The sequence below is a fragment of the Pseudonocardia sp. D17 genome (assembly GCF_036984265.1).
GTDB classification, from domain to species: Bacteria; Actinomycetota; Actinomycetes; order Mycobacteriales; family Pseudonocardiaceae; genus Pseudonocardia; species Pseudonocardia benzenivorans.
In genome coordinates, this window is the sequence record NZ_BPRG01000035.1 from 1 (window position 1) to 15,132 (window position 15,132).

Below are 15,132 nucleotides of genomic sequence, written 5' to 3' on the forward strand. Positions count from 1 at the left end.
GAACGACCCCGGACCGGGGACTTTCACCTGGCCACCAGCGGGGACCACGAACTGGCCGTTGACATCCGGCGCTCGGGACACCCAGGTTTGGCCGTGTGGTCGAGCAGGAGGGTGCCTGCTCGCGGAACCGGCAGCAGTCTGGGGCCCTCCTGTGAACCCTCGAGGGCGTCTCTGCGCGGCACCTGCTCGTGCACCGACCCAGCCGACCGACCCAGCAAGGCGGCCGTGACGCCCGGGAGCTCGCGTTCAGAACCGCTGCCCCGTGGCAGGGCACCGGCGAACAATTCGGTGAACATGTCGCCCGCGTCGGTCGTATCTCGGACCTCGGCGATCTGGCGGGCCGGCAAGGCCGCCACCGCATCGCTGGGTTCGGTCACCCGGGACACCCGCTCCCCCAGGCACACGACGACCGGGCCCTGCGACAGGCCGGCCGCCACGTCCGGAGCCGCACCGTCCGGAGCCGCACCGTCCGGAGCCGCACCGTCCGGAGCCGCACCGTCCGTGCTGCTCCCGGCCGCGTGTGCGGTCGCCGAGCTCGGCGGAGCTGAGGAGCACAGGGCCGAGCCCGACGAGTTCGACGAGCGCGGAAATGGTCGGCGCGAGATTCCGCACGCAGGGGGATCCGATGGGACGCAGCAATGATCGCGTCCTGGATCGAGCGCACCTACCACCGCCGCCGCCAGGACACTCCGCCGCTCGACCCTTGTCGGGTTCGAGACACTGTTCGACACCGCCTACGACGCCTGACCCTGCTACCCGCACCGGGTCAACCAGACCCTGGGCTGCTGCGCCTCAGCACCGCTCCCCGTCAGCCTGGGGCATCCGCGCCTGGCGTCCGGCCGCCCACGACAGGGTCGAGCCCCACAGCGCGGGGTAGTGCCCCCACTCCGCGAACTCCGGGGGCGCCCGGTGCGGCGTGGCGGTCACGTTCTAGGCGTGCCGCCGAGGATCGGGTGCCCCGGCTGGACGACGTCGACCTTCACCCCGTCGGACATCTCGACGCGGTCGTCATGCGGAGGCATCGCGACCGGCAGGACGTCCGCGAGCGGGTCATCCACTGGCGCGCCTGCCATCGGTACCGGTGAACGAGAGATGCCCTCGTCAGGTCCTGCCGACGCCGGTGGGCGACAGCAGGCCACGGCCGATCGAGTATGCCTCTCTCAGGTCGGTGCCGACGTAGCTCGCCGACGCCAACCGGGCGATGGCCGGGCTCGGGTTCACCCCGACTGCGTGCGGCAACCAGGTGAACAGGTCGAGGTCCGAGGACGAGTCGCCGTAGGCGACACACGCCTGCGCAGTCAGGCCGTGTCGGGCCAGAGCATCCTGCGTGATCTTGACCTTCGCCTCCGGTGACAGCGTGGCCGCATCCGGTAGCGGCCGGCCGACCTCGACGTCCGAGCCATAGGTCTCATGCGCGCCCCAACGCTGCAGTCTGCGTACGAAGAAGGCCGGGGACTGCGTGATGACGATCGCAATCTCACCTCTGGCGCGGATATCGGTGAGCACGTCGACGGTGCCGGTCATCCAGCAGGAACCCTCGAACGCAGCGTCGAGGTCGGCCTCGGTCGCGTCGGCACAGATGTCGAGTAACGTCTCCCAGAATTCGCGGTCCGAGATGGAGCCGGCGAGCCATCGAGACTCGATATCATGGCCGACGGTCGGCTTTCCGAAGTGTCGGGCCAGCTCGATCGTGGCGGCACCTCGAAGGAGGGTGCCGTCCATGTCGAAGACATGAAGACGTCGGCCGTGGTCCGACATGTCGGCATCCGGGCTCTGCGGCATGAGCTCTCTTTTCACGGGAAGGTCACACGGGAGGATGCTCGCGGGATACATACAAGGGGTCTCGGCGCCGACGTCGATCGCCAGAGAGGAACCACTCGATCGTCGGGTCGACCGGAAACAAATCATTTCCTGACTAGGACAGCGTCTCGAGCGGGACGACACCTGGCGCTGGGAAGGCGCGATCCAGGACCTCGAGTTCTTCGTCGGTGAGCTCGAGGTCCAGCGCTGCAGCGTTCTCCTCGACATGGGCAAGCCGGGCAGCCTTCGGAACGGCGATGACGCCCCCGCTACGGACCGACCAGGCCAGCGCAACCTGCGCCGGGGTGGCTCCACGCTCTGCGGCCACGCGGCGCAGGTCGGGATGACCGAGCAACGCGCCCTTCTCGACGGGCGAGTAGGCCATGATCGCGGCACCCACGCGCTCACACCACGGGATCAGATTCGCCTCCGGACCGCGACGCGTCAGATTGTAAAGGACCTGATTACAGGCAGGGACGGCGCCGTCCGGCAGGTCCTCCAGATCGTGCAGGTCGAAGTTGCTGACCCCCCAGGCCCGGATCGAACCCTCCTCGCGCAGCTTCTCGAACCCGGCGACTGTTTCCCCGAGGGGAACCTCACGACGCCAATGCAGCAGGTAGAGATCCACCCGATCGGTCCCCAGGCGTCTGAGACTCGCATGGCATGCCGCGACCGTGCCTTTCGTGGACGCATTCTGCGGGAGCACCTTGCTGACCAGAAATACCTCGTCGCGACGGCCACGGACCGCCTGACCGACGACCTCCTCCGCAGCCCCGTCGGCGTAGAGCTCGGCCGTGTCGATCACGGTCATTCCGAGATCGATACCGGCCTGCAAGGCGGCGATCTCGGCCGGCGCGTCCACACCCATACGCCAGGTTCCCTGACCGATCGGTGGAACCTTCGCTCCGGCCAGCCCAACTTTGTTCAGGGTCATATCAGAAAGTCCAATATCGTCGATACCTCCGTGCCCGAGAACATCGCACTCCGACGCGTCGTCCGCGGTTTTTCGGCCTCCGGCCACCCTCCCCCGAGCGACTGAACTGTAGGTCCGGAGTCTTTCTCCGGATGGGTGTCCGAAGTCGGTCGCAATTCACTCCCGAGCGCCCCCGGCGCTCGGGACCGTGATCGAGCGGCCGGAGTCGCGGATGGAGCAGGCTGGGTCGCACGGGAGCGGGACCGACCCGGGGAAGCACGGGTCGGTCCCGCAACGACCGGCCTCAGCGCACCCCGGCAACTCCCTGTACGACGCCCGAGTAGTAGCTCTCCGGAGTCGGCCGCTCGCTCCGCTCGATGAGCTCGGTGAAGTCCCACTGCCGCAGCACCTTGCCGTCGCGGAAGACCGGCACGAGCTGGTTCTCCTCCGCCGGGATGGAGTCGCGGGGCACCGTGGAGTACGTGCCGTCGGTGTAGCGGAGCGCGAGCCTGCCTCCCTTCGACCGCTTCATCGCGCTGCCGGTCGGGGCCTTCACGGTCTCGCGCCACTCACCGTTGATCCGCATGGCGCTGGCCTTGAACCCGAAGTTGAGCGTGTCCCGGTTGACCTGCTGCAGCAGGCCGCCACCCATCCCACAGAGCACGTTGTCCGCGGCCAGACCCCGCGCCTCCAGCTCGGTGTAGATCGCGATGTAGGTGTCGAGGGTGAGCCCGTCGCCCTGGATCACCCGGATGTTCGGAGGCAGGACCTTGAAACCCTTGCCGTTGGTCTCGTGCCCGAAGCTGTTCATCAGCGACTCGACGGTGTCGACCGGCACCTTGATCGGATCGCCAGAGTCGCACCGCACCGCGACGAGCCCTTGGAACTGGCTGATCTCGTCGTGCAGCTCCTTGCCGAGGATCTCGTTGACCGCCCGGTCGTGGTCGAACGTGTCGACCAGGAGGCCGGCCACGACGACCCCGGGGAACTTGAGAAGGCTGCGGAACGTGTCCGCCTCGGCATCCCTGCCGGCGGCCGCCACCGTGGAATGCTCCTGGAAGACGGCGCTGCCGTTCGGGGCCGCCGCGTTGTACCACTGCCGGGCGGCGACGTACGCGGGAACCGTGTCGGTCTGGTCGAAGTTGACCAGGTGTGCCATTCCGCCGAGACCGGCCGACTCCAGCGAGCTGACCCCGCGATTGCCGTAGTCGTGCAAGTACATGCGAATCGCCTCGGGGTGATCGGAGGTGCGCTCCAGGAACCCCCTGATCAGTTGCTTGGCCGTCCAGCTCAACGTGCCGACCGTGGTCGGATACCAGACGGCCCGGAGCACAGCGGTCTCGACGAAGCTGGTGATCCATGGGTAACGCGGATTGGTGTTGACCAGCTGGACGAGGACGTTACCGGTCGGGACGACGGTGCCCTCCGGGACTGCCTCGATCTCGATGGGGAGGTAGCCGTCGTGGTCGTTGACCAGGTCGATCCAGTTCTGCCGGTTGAACGGGATGCCCATCGGCCGGTGCACGGCCTCGGCCTCATGGATGTCGTCGAGGGTGATCCGCCGGGTCAGGTACTCGCGCAGGAAAGCCTGGAGCCCGACGAACAGTGTCGCGGGGAAGCGGCCGCCACGTGACTCGACGTAGCTCGAGACGTACTCGGTGCCGTCCGGGTACATCCCGTAGTGCGCGTTCTTGTAACTGTCGACGTTCACGATGATGTTGCGCCACAGGGACGATTCGCCCATGTCTACTCTCCTGGTCGTGTACCTACAGCAGGGGGCCTGGTCAGAGAGAGGTTGGACCAAGCCGAGGACTGTGCTCGTTGAGCCACCCCGCCGCGCCCGCCTCCCGTGATCATGAGGCGGATTGGGGAGCCGCTCAACTGGTGGTCAGCGGCCCGCCCCTGCCGTCGTCGGGGCCATGAAGGCGGTCTCTCGATCCGAGCGGGCCGGCCTCGATGGAGAAATCAGCTTCCGTTCACCAAGCGGTCAGGGAAGCAAAGGCGCCGCCGGGCCGGAGGCCGGGCAGCTCATGCATGCTCCGACCGTCGACGCGCTCATGAATGATCCGGTACCGACGTCGCGCCGCTACCGCGCCCCACACTGACGCGGTACTCGAGGTACGGGCGTCCGACGTGGGAGTACTTCCAGACCACCAGATCCACGAGATGCTCGACGAACTCCGGATCGTCAACTCGATCGGCTGTTCCGTCACGTCGAACCGCATGCTCATCGGAGTCTCGTCGTCTCGTCGATCACCTCGGACACCCGACCACTCGTGTCAATGGTTGCCATGTGACGGGAATCAGAGGTCGTGCTCTGCTCCTCATCACCAAGGATCGGCTCCAGAGGCACAGAGCCGGTATCGCCGATGACGACGCATCACGGCAGCGAGACAGTGATCGCCCTGTCTCGAAGAGCAAACGCGAGCCGAGGCCGCAGAGGCCTCTCCACGAAGGTCCGGAGCTCGATGCCTTTGGAGGGGCGCAAGCTCCCTGGAGGAGGTAGCCATGTGGTCGTCCCCCCTGGTCCCGGGCAGCGAGTGCCGGCCCGTGCCGGATGCCATGTCGCCGCCTGCCCAGACGGCCGACGCCCTCAGCGTGCCGATCTCCGCCGCGCCCCCTGGCTCGAGCAGCCGAGTGCTCGCCGACCGCGGTCGGGAGCGAGTGGTCGAGGCCATGTCGCTTCCTGTAGTTCCCGTCCTGACGCCGCCCGACGAACGCGCGGCTTGAATCGTTTCTACTCGATGCCAGTTGCTCTACTCGTGTAGCGTCCGACGCTGCCGACAACCCTAGCGACGTAGGCTGCATCACAGCAAGACTTAGAACGTTTCTATCGTGTTCAATGGCTGATCACGGAGCTCCCCGTCACCATCGGAGACCCCTGATCCACAGCTCAGTCCTATTCGAGCGAGCGCCGATGATCGGCGCCCGACGAGCACCCAGCGCGGCGTTGCCGCCGCGGGATGTGGGGCTCGCAGTCCTCGGCGGTGCGCTGCGGCCGTACCGCACTCACCCCTGTCCACAGGGTTCAGGTGGCACAGACCTCGAGGTCGGAGGCATGGTCTGACGGACGCAGGGCATCGCGGGACGACAGTGGACAACGACAGTGGACAACGACCGCACGACTCAGGCGTCCCTCGGCGACAGCTACGACCCAAGCTCCCATGGATCGACGTTGGCGCGGTATCCAGTACGGGCCGGCGCGACCGATCCCGATACGAAGGAGAATCCAGATGGCCTCATCGGCAGCCGAGCAGACCGTGCAGGTGAACACGGTTCGAGGCCCCATACCTGTAGACGAGCTCGGCATGACCCTCACCCACGAGCACCTCATCTTCGACTTCACGAAGCGGTTCACCCCGCCCGAGGGCGCCGCCGAACGCAAGCTGTACGGCACCCGCGTGGGTCCGTCGATGAACTGGCTACTTGCCGACAACCCGTTCTGCTGCTTCGACAACGGGCGTCAGGACGACCCGCTCACCACGGCCGCCGAACTCGGGAACTTCAGTGAGGCCGGCGGACGAACAGTCATCGATTGCACAAACGGAGACTTCGGGCGGGACCCTCTAGCGCTCAGAGAGATCTCCGACAGGTCGGGAATCAACGTCGTAATGGGTTCCGGTTGGTATGTCCACGGGTTTCACGACAGCACGACCACCTCCGCCGGCGTCGACCAGCTCACCGAGGAACTTCTGGCCGAGTTCATCGACGGAGTCGGCGAAACGGGGCTCTCGCCCGGAGTCATCGGGGAAATCGGAGTCTCACCTGACTTCACGGACGCGGAGAAGCTCCGGCTGCGCGCTGCATCTCGCGCCCAACGTCAGCTCGGAGTTCCGCTCCTGGTCCACCTGCCGGGCTGGCAACGTCGAGCCCTCGAGGTACTCGACATCGTCCTGGGCGAGGAAGGGGTTGCCCCTGCGGCGGTCGTCATGTGCCATATGGATCCCTCTGGCCATGATCTGGACTACCAGCGCGCCGTCGCGGATCATGGCGTCTGGCTCGAGTTCGACATGATCGGGATGCCGTTCCATTACCCCGGGGAAGGTCAGTCCCCCGCCCCTGACCAGACCGCAGCCGCGGTCGCCGGCCTCATTCGGGACGGGTACGCCGCACGAATACTATTGAGCCACGATGTGGCCACCAAGAGCATGTTGACCTGCAACGGTGGAAACGGATTCGGCTATGTCCCGAAGCTTTTCCTGCCTCGCCTGGAGCGTCATGGAGTGACATCCGGCGTCGTGGCAGACCTGATGACCGCGAATCCTCGACGCCTATTTTCGAGTTCACGCACCGGGTCATCGATTCCGTCAAGCGAGCCTCGTGCCGCTCGACCAGGGCGTTGAGTGCAAGCAGCTGATCGCCGGCCGCGAGCTCGCCGGACAGAATCTGCTGAGGGATGACCGCCGCGACCGTCTCGAACGGCTGTCGGGCGCTGGAGACGTACGCCTGCCCGGTCAGCAGCTTTCCGACCTCCGCCGCGTCTTCCTCCGCCCGCGCCCGGCAGTGGATTCCGCAGTGGCGCAGCTCGGCGCACAGGGATTCGAGGACGTCGGGATCCACGGCGCCGGCCCCGAGCCCGCCGATGCACGGGCGGACGTGGTTCTCCGGGTACCGCGTGCACACCAGGTGTGTGCTCGCGCTGACGTCGACATCTCGAGGTAGCCGTCGAGCAGCTGGTCAACCGTGGCCGACATCCGCGGGTTTCGGCTCTCGTCGACCTCGTTGAGGGTGCGCGTTCGCGCGGCCTCGGCCTCGGCCTCGGCGTGCGCACGAAGCCCCGGAGGAATGATCTCACGAGGTCGTGTCGGCGTCCGCTGACCGCGTCGACACCTCCGTAGACGCGCACGCGGTAGGCCCCGCTGGGGAGGCGGTCGACGCTGCCGCGGGTGCGCTTGTGGTCTGCCTGAGCACGTGGCATGACGCGAGGGGAGGAACGTTCGTGTCATGAACTGTGTCACGACACACGACCACTGAGCTGTCGCGCAGGTGTCTGACCTGGTCGGAGGGGGTGGGCGCGGCAGGGTTCGAACCTGCGACCGCTCGGGTGTAAGCCGAGTGCTCTCCCGCTGAGCTACGCGCCCGGGGGCCGGCCCTCGCGGGCCGGCGGTGGGTCAGAGGGCGGCGATGGCCTTGCGCCAGCCGTCCTGGTCCCGCGCGTCGCCGGGGGCGTTGACCTCGGCAAAGCGCACGACGCCCTCGGTGTCGACGAGGAACGTGCCGCGCAGGGCGAAGCCGGCGTCGGCGTTGAACACGCCGTAGTCCTGGGCCACCTTGCCGTGCGGCCAGAAGTCGGCCAGCAGCGGGAAGTCGTAGTTCTGCTCCTTCGCCCAGGCTGCGAGGGCGAAGGTGTGGTCGACCGAGACGGCCAGCACCTGCACGTCGTCGTTCTGGAACGCGCCGATGTCGTCGCGGACCGAGCACAGCTCGCCGGTGCAGACACCGGAGAACGCGAACGGGTAGAAGACCACCAGGACGGCCTTGTTCCCGCGGAACGACGAGAGCGTGACCTCGTCGCCGGTGTGGGCCTTCAGCGTGAAGTCGGGGGCCTGCGAGCCCACCGTGAGCGCCATGATCAGGGTTCTCCTCGACACGTCGGCGTCACCGCACCCGGTCGCGGGCGCGGTTCGAGGTCGAGCCTATTGCACCCGTCCGGGTGCCGACGCCCGCGACCCCGGTTCCGGCGGGCCGCGGGCGGACGGGTCAGCGGCGGGCTTTCCCCTGCTTCGGCGCGACGAGCCGGGCACCGGCCCACTCGTCGGTGACGCTGACGTTGGACGTCTGCGAGAGCCCGGCGGTGGGGGCCGCCTCGGCGATCTCGCTGGGCTCCAGATGGCCCGTACGACCCGTCTTGGGCGTCAGCACCCAGACGACGCCGTTGTCGGCGAGGGGTCCCCTGGCGTCGACGAGGGCGTCGACGAGGTCGCCGTCCCCCTCTCTGAACCACATGAGGACGACATCGATGACTTCCTGGGCGTCCTCGTCGAGCAGTTCGTCGCCGCTGCGTTCCTCGACAGCGTCGCGCACCGCCTCGTCGACGTCGGAGTCCCAACCCAGTTCCTGGACGACCATGCCCGGCTCGATGCCGAGCTTGCCGGCGATGTCGGACGTGCGTCCGGCATCTTCCGCGGCGACCACGCGTGCGCCCCCTAGTGTCGTGGGGCCTACTCGACCCCGTGTTCGGATGCGGAATCCGAACACGAGGGGCCAGCGGTGCGCAACCGCCGTTCCACGATCTCGCGCCGAGGGGCACGATAGAGGCAGCAACGACAGCCGACGAGTGGCCCCGCCGCGCCGGGGCACACGCACCACGAACGGCACGACCGCCAACCAGGGAGACCCCTTGACCGGCCCGAACAACCGCTCCGAGAGAACCGGACGCGTCCACGTCATCCGAGACGGCCTCGCCGCCCACCTCCCGGACATCGACCCCGAGGAGACCGCGGAGTGGCTCGACTCGTTCGACGCGGTGCTCGACGCCGCGGGCCAGCAACGCGCCCGCTACCTCATGCTGCGGATGTTGCAGCGTGCGCGTGAGCGCCATGTCGGGGTCCCGTCGCTGACGAGCACCGACTACGTCAACACCATCCCGACCGACCGGGAGCCCTGGTTCCCCGGCGACGAGGAGGCCGAGCGGGCCTACCGCCGCTGGATCCGCTGGAACGCCGCGATGACCGTGCACCGCGCACAGCGGCCGGGGATCAGCGTGGGCGGGCACATCTCGAGCTACGCCTCCTCCGCGACGCTCTACGAGGTCGGCTTCAACCACTTCTTCCGCGGCAAGGAGCACCCGGGCGGCGGCGACCAGGTCTACATCCAGGGCCACGCCTCCCCCGGCATCTACGCCCGCGCCTACCTCGAGGGCAGGCTGTCGGAGGACCGGCTCGACGGCTTCCGACAGGAGCTGTCCCACGGCGGTCCCGGCCACGGCCTGCCGTCGTACCCGCACCCGCGGCTGATGCCGGACTTCTGGGAGTTCCCCACGGTCTCGATGGGCCTGGGTCCGATGAACGCGATCATGCAGGCGCGGTTCAACCGCTACCTGCGCGACCGCGGCATCAAGGACACCTCCGACCAGCGCGTGTGGGCGTTCCTCGGTGACGGGGAGATGGACGAGCCGGAGTCGCGCGGGCTCATCCACGTCGCGGCGACGGAGGGCCTGGACAACCTGACGTTCGTCGTCAACTGCAACCTGCAGCGGCTCGACGGGCCGGTGCGCGGCAACGGGAAGATCATCCAGGAGCTGGAGTCGTTCTTCCGCGGCGCGGGCTGGAACGTCATCAAGGTCATCTGGGGCCGCGAGTGGGACGCGCTGCTGCACGCCGACCGCGACGGGGCGCTCATCAACCTGATGAACCAGACCCCCGACGGCGACTACCAGACCTACAAGGCCAACGACGGCGCGTTCGTCCGTGAGCACTTCTTCGGCCGCGACCCGCGGACGAAGGACCTGGTCAGCGACCTGTCCGACGCCCAGATCTGGAACCTCAAGCGTGGCGGGCACGACTACCGCAAGGTCTACGCGGCCTACGCGGCGGCGCTGGAGCACAACGGCCAGCCGACGGTGATCCTGGCCAAGACGATCAAGGGCTACGGCCTCGGGTCGCACTTCGCGGGTCGCAACGCCACGCACCAGATGAAGAAGCTGACCCTCGAGGACCTCAAGCAGTTCCGCGACGAGCAGCGCATCCCGATCAGCGACGCCGAGCTCGAGCGCGACCCGTACCTGCCGCCGTACTACCACCCCGGCGAGGACGCGCCCGAGATCCGCTACATGGCCGACCGGCGCAAGGCCCTCGGCGGGCCACTGCCGTCGCGCCGCACGTCGTCGAAGGCACTGGTGCTGCCGGGCGACAAGGTCTACGAGGTGGCGCGCAAGGGATCCGGCAAGCAGGAGGCGGCCACGACGATGGCGTTCGTCCGCATCCTGCGCGAGCTGGTGAAGGACAAGGAGATCGGCCCTCGCTTCGTGCCGATCATCCCGGACGAGGCGCGCACGTTCGGGATGGACTCCATGTTCCCGACGCAGAAGATCTACAACCCGCACGGGCAGCAGTACACGTCGGTCGACGCGTCGCTCATGTTGGCCTACAAGGAGTCCGAGCAGGGCCAGCTGCTGCACGAGGGCATCAACGAGGCCGGCTCGGTCGGCTCGTTCACGGCGGCGGGCACGTCCTACGCCACCCACGACGAGCCGATGATCCCGGTCTACGTCTTCTACTCGATGTTCGGCTTCCAGCGCACGGGCGACTCGATCTGGGCCGCGGCCGACCAGATGGCCCGCGGGTTCCTGGTGGGCGCCACGGCCGGCCGCACGACGCTGACCGGCGAGGGTCTGCAGCACAACGACGGGCACTCGCTGCTGCTGGCCGCGACCAACCCGGCCGTGGCGGCGTACGACCCCGCGTTCTCCTACGAGGTCGCCCACATCGTCAAGGACGGCTTGCGCCGCATGGTCGGCGAGGACCCCGAGAACGTCATCTACTACCTGACCGTCTACAACGAGCCCTACGTCCAGCCCGCCGAGCCCGCCGACCTCGACGTCGACGCGCTGCTGCGCGGCCTCTACCGGTACGCGGCGTCGCCGCGCCCGGAGGGCCCGCAGGTGCGGCTGCTGGCGTCCGGGGTCTCCGTGCCGTGGGCACTGCGTGCGCGCGACATGCTCGCCGAGCAGTGGGGCGTCGGCGCGGAGGTGTGGTCGGTGACGTCCTGGGGCGAGCTGCGCCGCGACGGTGTGGACGCCGAGCGGCACAACCTGCTGCACCCCGAGGAGGCTCCGAAGGTGCCGTACGTGCGGACGGCCCTCGAGGGGTCCGACGCACCGGTCGTCGCGGTGTCGGACTGGATGCGCGCGGTCCCCGACCTTGTGCGCCAGTGGGTTCCGGCGCAGTTCACCACGCTCGGCACCGACGGCTTCGGGCTCTCGGACACCCGGCCGGCCGCGCGCAGGCACTTCGCGGTCGACGCCGAGTCGATCACCGTGGCCGCGCTCGGCTCGCTGGCCGCGCGCGGGGAGGTCGACCGCGCCGTCGTCGCCGAGGCGGCGGCCAAGTACGCGATCGACGACCCGCAGGCGGCCGGCCCGCAGACGTCGGACTCCGGGGTCGCCTGACACGCCGCACGCGCGCCGTACCCGACCGCCCCGGGGCCGCATCCGCGGCTCCGGGGCGGTCGCGCACGTGGCGCCGATCACCCTCGACGCACGGCCGGACACGGTGCGCGACAGCGGTCCGCCCGCCCCGCGCGAGGGCGTTCTGATCGGGGCCGAACGGTGTCCCCGAACGTGTCGCTCACCGAGAATCCACAGGTCATTGACTCTCGGCAGGAGAGCCGAGTCACGGTACGCTCCGCCCGACGCCGACCTCGCGTGATCGTGAACGGTGTCCCGACCAGGGTGCGAACAGCAGCTGGGCGGCGCGATGCCGGGGGCGAGTGCCCCGGCACCAGGTACGAGGAGAGCAAGAATGGCAGAGGGCACCGTCAAGTGGTTCAACAGCGAGAAGGGCTACGGGTTCCTCGCTCCTGACGGTGGTGGCGCGGACGTGTTCGTGCACTACTCGGCGATCCAGGTCAACGGCTACAAGAGCCTCGACGAGGGGCAGCGCGTCTCGTTCGACATCGAGCAGGGCCAGAAGGGCCCGCAGGCCACCAAGGTCACGCCCATCGGCTGACCGAGGCGGTCACCCGCCCCACGCCCACTCCTTCGCCACACCCGACCTCCGACCGTCCCCGACCCGGACGTCGCTCGACGTCCGGGTCCACAGCGGTACCCGGACGGGCCCGGCGGAACGGATGCTCAGCGCAGGGCGGAGTGCATCTCCCACACCAGGATCTCGGCACCATCGGCGCCGGCCGTCACCCGACGACCGTCCGACGCCGTGATCCGTGCGGCGTCGCCGTCGGCGAGCCGTCCCGCCCCCTCGACCTCCACCGTGCCCCGGGCGACGAACAGGTGCACGTACGGAGCCGCGGGCAGCCGGACCGTGCCCGCAGGCAGCAGACGTGCGGCATGGAGCGCGGCGTCCTTCTGCCGCAACGAGATCGCGCGTTGGTCGACGTGCCGCGGCACGCCCGACGCGACGACGACGAGCCCACCCTCGTCGAGCTCGGCGGTGATGTCGAGCTGCTCGTAGCCCGGCGTGACGCCGGACGTGTCGGGCGCGACCCACATCTGCACGAAGTGGACGTCGGTCGCGGGCGTCGCGGGATCCGCGCGGAACGCGTCGTTCTTCTCCGAGTGCAGGATGCCGCTGCCGGCCGACATCCGTTGCGCCAGACCGGGATGGATGACGCCCGAGTGCCCGGTCGAGTCCTGGTGCACGAGCGATCCCGCCAGCACCCAGGTGACGATCTCGGTGTCGCGGTGCGGATGGGTCTCGAACCCGCTGCCCGCCCTCACCCTGTCGTCGTTGCTCACCAGCAGCAGACCGAAGTGTGTGTCGTCGGGGTCGTAGTGCGCGCCGAACGAGAAGCTGTGCCGCGAGTCGAGCCAGTCGATCTCGGTGTGCATACGGTCGTCGGCGCGCCGGACGAGCACGCCGTCGACGGTGCCGGACCGGCTCATGGGCTGCTCCCTCCTCCAGGTCCTCGGCGGGCGGCCGCGGGCGGCGACCGTCGCATCCGGGCGTTGCGCTGCTGTTGCACGGGCCCGGCGGGCAGGCACGGCCACCGCCGGACCCCCTCGCGTGCCATGCTGCCGCACATGTCGGGGACCGCGCCGTGACCTCCCCCGCATCCGGCCGTGCCGATCCCGGCACCCGGGCCCGCCCGACGACCCCCACCGGCCCGCGCGCGGGCGTCTCGCCCGCGACGCTGCGCCGCCTGGAGCTCGCCGCCGGTGGCATCGCCGGGGCGTGCCTCGCGGCGATGGACCGCCGTCAGCCCTGGTTCCGCAAGCTGCCCGCGGCGCTGCGGTCGGGCGTCCAGCTGGTCACCCAGACCGGCGTCGCGAACTTCGTGGGCTGGCTCGTCGCGACCGGAGCCGGGCACCCGACCGCCCCCGCCACCGATCCCCCCGCAGCCGGGCCCGGACCCGTCCGCCCCCGGCGCGGCCGACCCGACGGGGTTCAGGCCGACGACACCCGACCCGAGGACGCCGAGCCCGAGAGCGCGGGCGCCGGTTCCGGCTCGGTACGGCTCACCGCCGAGGCGTTCCGCATCGCCCCACGCGACCTCGCGCGCCGGCTGACGTTGCGCCAGACCGTGGAGCTGGTGCGGGTCGCCACCGACGTCCTCGAGGAACGGCTGCCGCCGCTGGCCGCCGACGACGCGGAGTTCCGCGTGCTGTCGGAAGCGGTGCTGCGTTTCGGCCGCGAGGTCGCGTTCGCCGCGGCGACCGCCTATGCGGGGGCCGCGGAGGACCGCGGGGCGTGGGACGCCCGGCTGGAGGCGCTCGTCGTCGACGGCGTGGTCCGCGGCGACGCGGGCGACGAGCTGATCTCCCGGGCGTCGGCACTGGGCTGGGACCCGGCGGGCGCGGTGCGGGTACTCGTCGGCAGCCCGCCCGCGGAGCACGCGGCCGAGCGGCTCGGCGAGCTGCGCCGCCGCGCCGGGCGCGCCGGCCGGTCGGTCCTGGTCGGGGCCCAGGGGAACCGGCTCGTCGTCCTGCTCTCGTGCGCGGGCGACGGCGAGCCCGACACCGGCCCGGGCAACGGCGACCGGAGCGGCGATCGACCCGGTGATCGACCCGGTGACCGACACGGGGACCGCAACGGGGACGGCCTCGACGCCGTGCTGGCCGCGCTGGCCCTGGACTTCGGCGACGGTCCGCTGGTCGTCGGCCCGCTCGCGCCCGACCTCGCGACGGCGCACGCGAGTGCCCGCGACGCGCTCGCCGGCCTGCGCGCGGCACCCGGCTGGCCCGAGGCGCCGCGTCCGGTACCGGCCGACGAGCTGCTGCCCGAGCGGGCGTTCTCCGGCGACGCGGCGGCACACCGGCGGCTGGTGGAGACGATCGTCGCGCCGCTGGCCGACGCCGGCGGCGAGCTGCTGCGCACCCTCGCGGCATACCTCGAGGGCGGCAGCTCGCTCGAGGGCTGCGCGCGGACGCTGTTCGTGCACCCCAACACCGTGCGCTACCGGCTGCGCCGCGTGAGCGAACTCACCGGCCGGACGCCGACCGATCCGCGCGACGCGCTGGTGCTGCGCGCGGCGCTCCTCGCGGTGCGGATGGCCCGGGCCGAGGCGGGGCCCGAGGCCTCCGGCGAACCCGCCGCCCGTCCGCCCGACGCACCCTGAGCTGCGACTGAGGATCACGCGATCGGCGCGACCGGGCGGGCGACTCCTACAAAAGACGGTCCCTCGACGTGGGGAGTCGGCGGTCACATAGTTCTCTTTGTTGTAGGAAACCTACAATATCGGCTCGTGGAGTTGGAGCCTGCCGCTATGCCGTCCGCGTACCCCGGCGGTGTTCGCTGTCCGTC

At 69.6% G+C, this 15,132-nt stretch carries 13 protein-coding genes and 1 tRNA gene; 5 read left to right on the plus strand and 9 right to left on the minus strand.

Annotation, left to right across the window (positions count from 1 at the left end):
* Positions 1-792 precede the first annotated feature (792 nt).
* The 5 genes from PSD17_RS05145 to PSD17_RS05165 all read right to left on the minus strand — a co-directional run bounded on the left by PSD17_RS05145 (position 793) and on the right by PSD17_RS05165 (position 4,457).
* A complete protein-coding gene (locus tag PSD17_RS05145; protein ID WP_267895056.1) occupies positions 793-927 on the minus strand; it encodes a hypothetical protein in 135 nt (44 codons plus the stop codon).
* Positions 924-1,058, minus strand: coding sequence for a glutamine amidotransferase (locus PSD17_RS05150; protein ID WP_339121883.1), 135 nt, complete (start codon positions 1,056-1,058; stop codon positions 924-926). Before PSD17_RS05150 ends, PSD17_RS05145 begins: the two co-directional genes overlap by 4 nt.
* Before the next feature lie 43 nt (positions 1,059-1,101).
* Complete coding sequence (locus tag PSD17_RS05155; protein WP_049803651.1) at positions 1,102-1,782, minus strand: HAD family hydrolase; 681 nt, start codon at positions 1,780-1,782, stop codon at positions 1,102-1,104.
* Positions 1,783-1,915: 133 nt separating this feature from the next.
* Entirely contained in the window at positions 1,916-2,734 is an 819-nt protein-coding gene (locus tag PSD17_RS05160) for an aldo/keto reductase (RefSeq protein ID WP_103381258.1), read from the minus strand.
* 283 nt (positions 2,735-3,017) lie between these two features.
* Complete coding sequence (locus PSD17_RS05165) at positions 3,018-4,457, minus strand: nicotinate phosphoribosyltransferase (RefSeq protein ID WP_339121890.1); 1,440 nt, start codon at positions 4,455-4,457, stop codon at positions 3,018-3,020.
* A 1,489-nt stretch (positions 4,458-5,946) separates the two neighbouring features.
* Between PSD17_RS05165 and PSD17_RS05170 the strand changes: the two genes are divergently transcribed.
* Entirely contained in the window at positions 5,947-7,056 is a 1,110-nt protein-coding gene (locus PSD17_RS05170; RefSeq protein WP_339121892.1) for a phosphotriesterase family protein, read from the plus strand.
* The gene (locus tag PSD17_RS05175) at positions 7,034-7,375 is read left to right on the plus strand and encodes a hypothetical protein (protein WP_339121894.1); all 342 of its coding nucleotides are present in this window, start codon (positions 7,034-7,036) and stop codon (positions 7,373-7,375) included. Before PSD17_RS05170 ends, PSD17_RS05175 begins: the two co-directional genes overlap by 23 nt.
* A gap of 347 nt (positions 7,376-7,722) precedes the next feature.
* Here PSD17_RS05175 and PSD17_RS05180 read toward each other — a convergent pair.
* The 3 genes from PSD17_RS05180 to PSD17_RS05190 form a co-directional block, all read right to left on the minus strand.
* A tRNA-Val gene (locus tag PSD17_RS05180) sits at positions 7,723-7,794 on the minus strand.
* 30 nt (positions 7,795-7,824) lie between these two features.
* Positions 7,825-8,283, minus strand: coding sequence for a peroxiredoxin (locus PSD17_RS05185; protein ID WP_013674298.1), 459 nt, complete (start codon positions 8,281-8,283; stop codon positions 7,825-7,827).
* 130 nt (positions 8,284-8,413) lie between these two features.
* Positions 8,414-8,848, minus strand: a complete 435-nt coding sequence (locus PSD17_RS05190; protein WP_013674297.1) for a DUF3052 domain-containing protein — start codon at positions 8,846-8,848, stop codon at positions 8,414-8,416.
* 205 nt (positions 8,849-9,053) lie between these two features.
* On the opposite strand from PSD17_RS05190, the gene aceE reads away from it, so the two are divergent.
* Both aceE and PSD17_RS05200 read left to right on the plus strand, forming a co-directional pair.
* Positions 9,054-11,822, plus strand: a complete 2,769-nt coding sequence (aceE, locus tag PSD17_RS05195; protein WP_013674296.1) for a pyruvate dehydrogenase (acetyl-transferring), homodimeric type — start codon at positions 9,054-9,056, stop codon at positions 11,820-11,822.
* A gap of 352 nt (positions 11,823-12,174) precedes the next feature.
* The gene (locus PSD17_RS05200; RefSeq protein WP_013674295.1) at positions 12,175-12,381 is read left to right on the plus strand and encodes a cold-shock protein; all 207 of its coding nucleotides are present in this window, start codon (positions 12,175-12,177) and stop codon (positions 12,379-12,381) included.
* A 125-nt stretch (positions 12,382-12,506) separates the two neighbouring features.
* Here the strand turns inward: PSD17_RS05200 and PSD17_RS05205 are convergent, their stop codons facing one another.
* A complete protein-coding gene (locus PSD17_RS05205; protein WP_339121896.1) occupies positions 12,507-13,274 on the minus strand; it encodes a pirin family protein in 768 nt (255 codons plus the stop codon).
* Positions 13,275-13,429: 155 nt separating this feature from the next.
* Here PSD17_RS05205 and PSD17_RS05210 point away from each other — a divergent pair, with 155 nt between their 5' ends.
* A complete protein-coding gene (locus PSD17_RS05210; RefSeq protein ID WP_339121898.1) occupies positions 13,430-14,947 on the plus strand; it encodes a PucR family transcriptional regulator in 1,518 nt (505 codons plus the stop codon).
* Positions 14,948-15,132 lie beyond the last annotated feature (185 nt).

Bases quoted from the DNA above. Each gene is read 5' to 3' on its own strand.
- PSD17_RS05160 (WP_103381258.1), bottom strand. From the start codon at position 2,734: ATGACCCTGAACAAAGTTGGGCTGGCCGGAGCGAAGGTTCCACCGATC.
- PSD17_RS05155 (WP_049803651.1), bottom strand. From the start codon at position 1,782: ATGCCGCAGAGCCCGGATGCCGACATGTCGGACCACGGCCGACGTCTT.
- PSD17_RS05170 (WP_339121892.1), top strand. From the start codon at position 5,947: ATGGCCTCATCGGCAGCCGAGCAGACCGTGCAGGTGAACACGGTTCGA.
- PSD17_RS05200 (WP_013674295.1), top strand. From the start codon at position 12,175: ATGGCAGAGGGCACCGTCAAGTGGTTCAACAGCGAGAAGGGCTACGGG.
- PSD17_RS05205 (WP_339121896.1), bottom strand. From the start codon at position 13,274: ATGAGCCGGTCCGGCACCGTCGACGGCGTGCTCGTCCGGCGCGCCGAC.
- PSD17_RS05165 (WP_339121890.1), bottom strand. From the start codon at position 4,457: ATGGGCGAATCGTCCCTGTGGCGCAACATCATCGTGAACGTCGACAGT.
- PSD17_RS05185 (WP_013674298.1), bottom strand. From the start codon at position 8,283: ATGGCGCTCACGGTGGGCTCGCAGGCCCCCGACTTCACGCTGAAGGCC.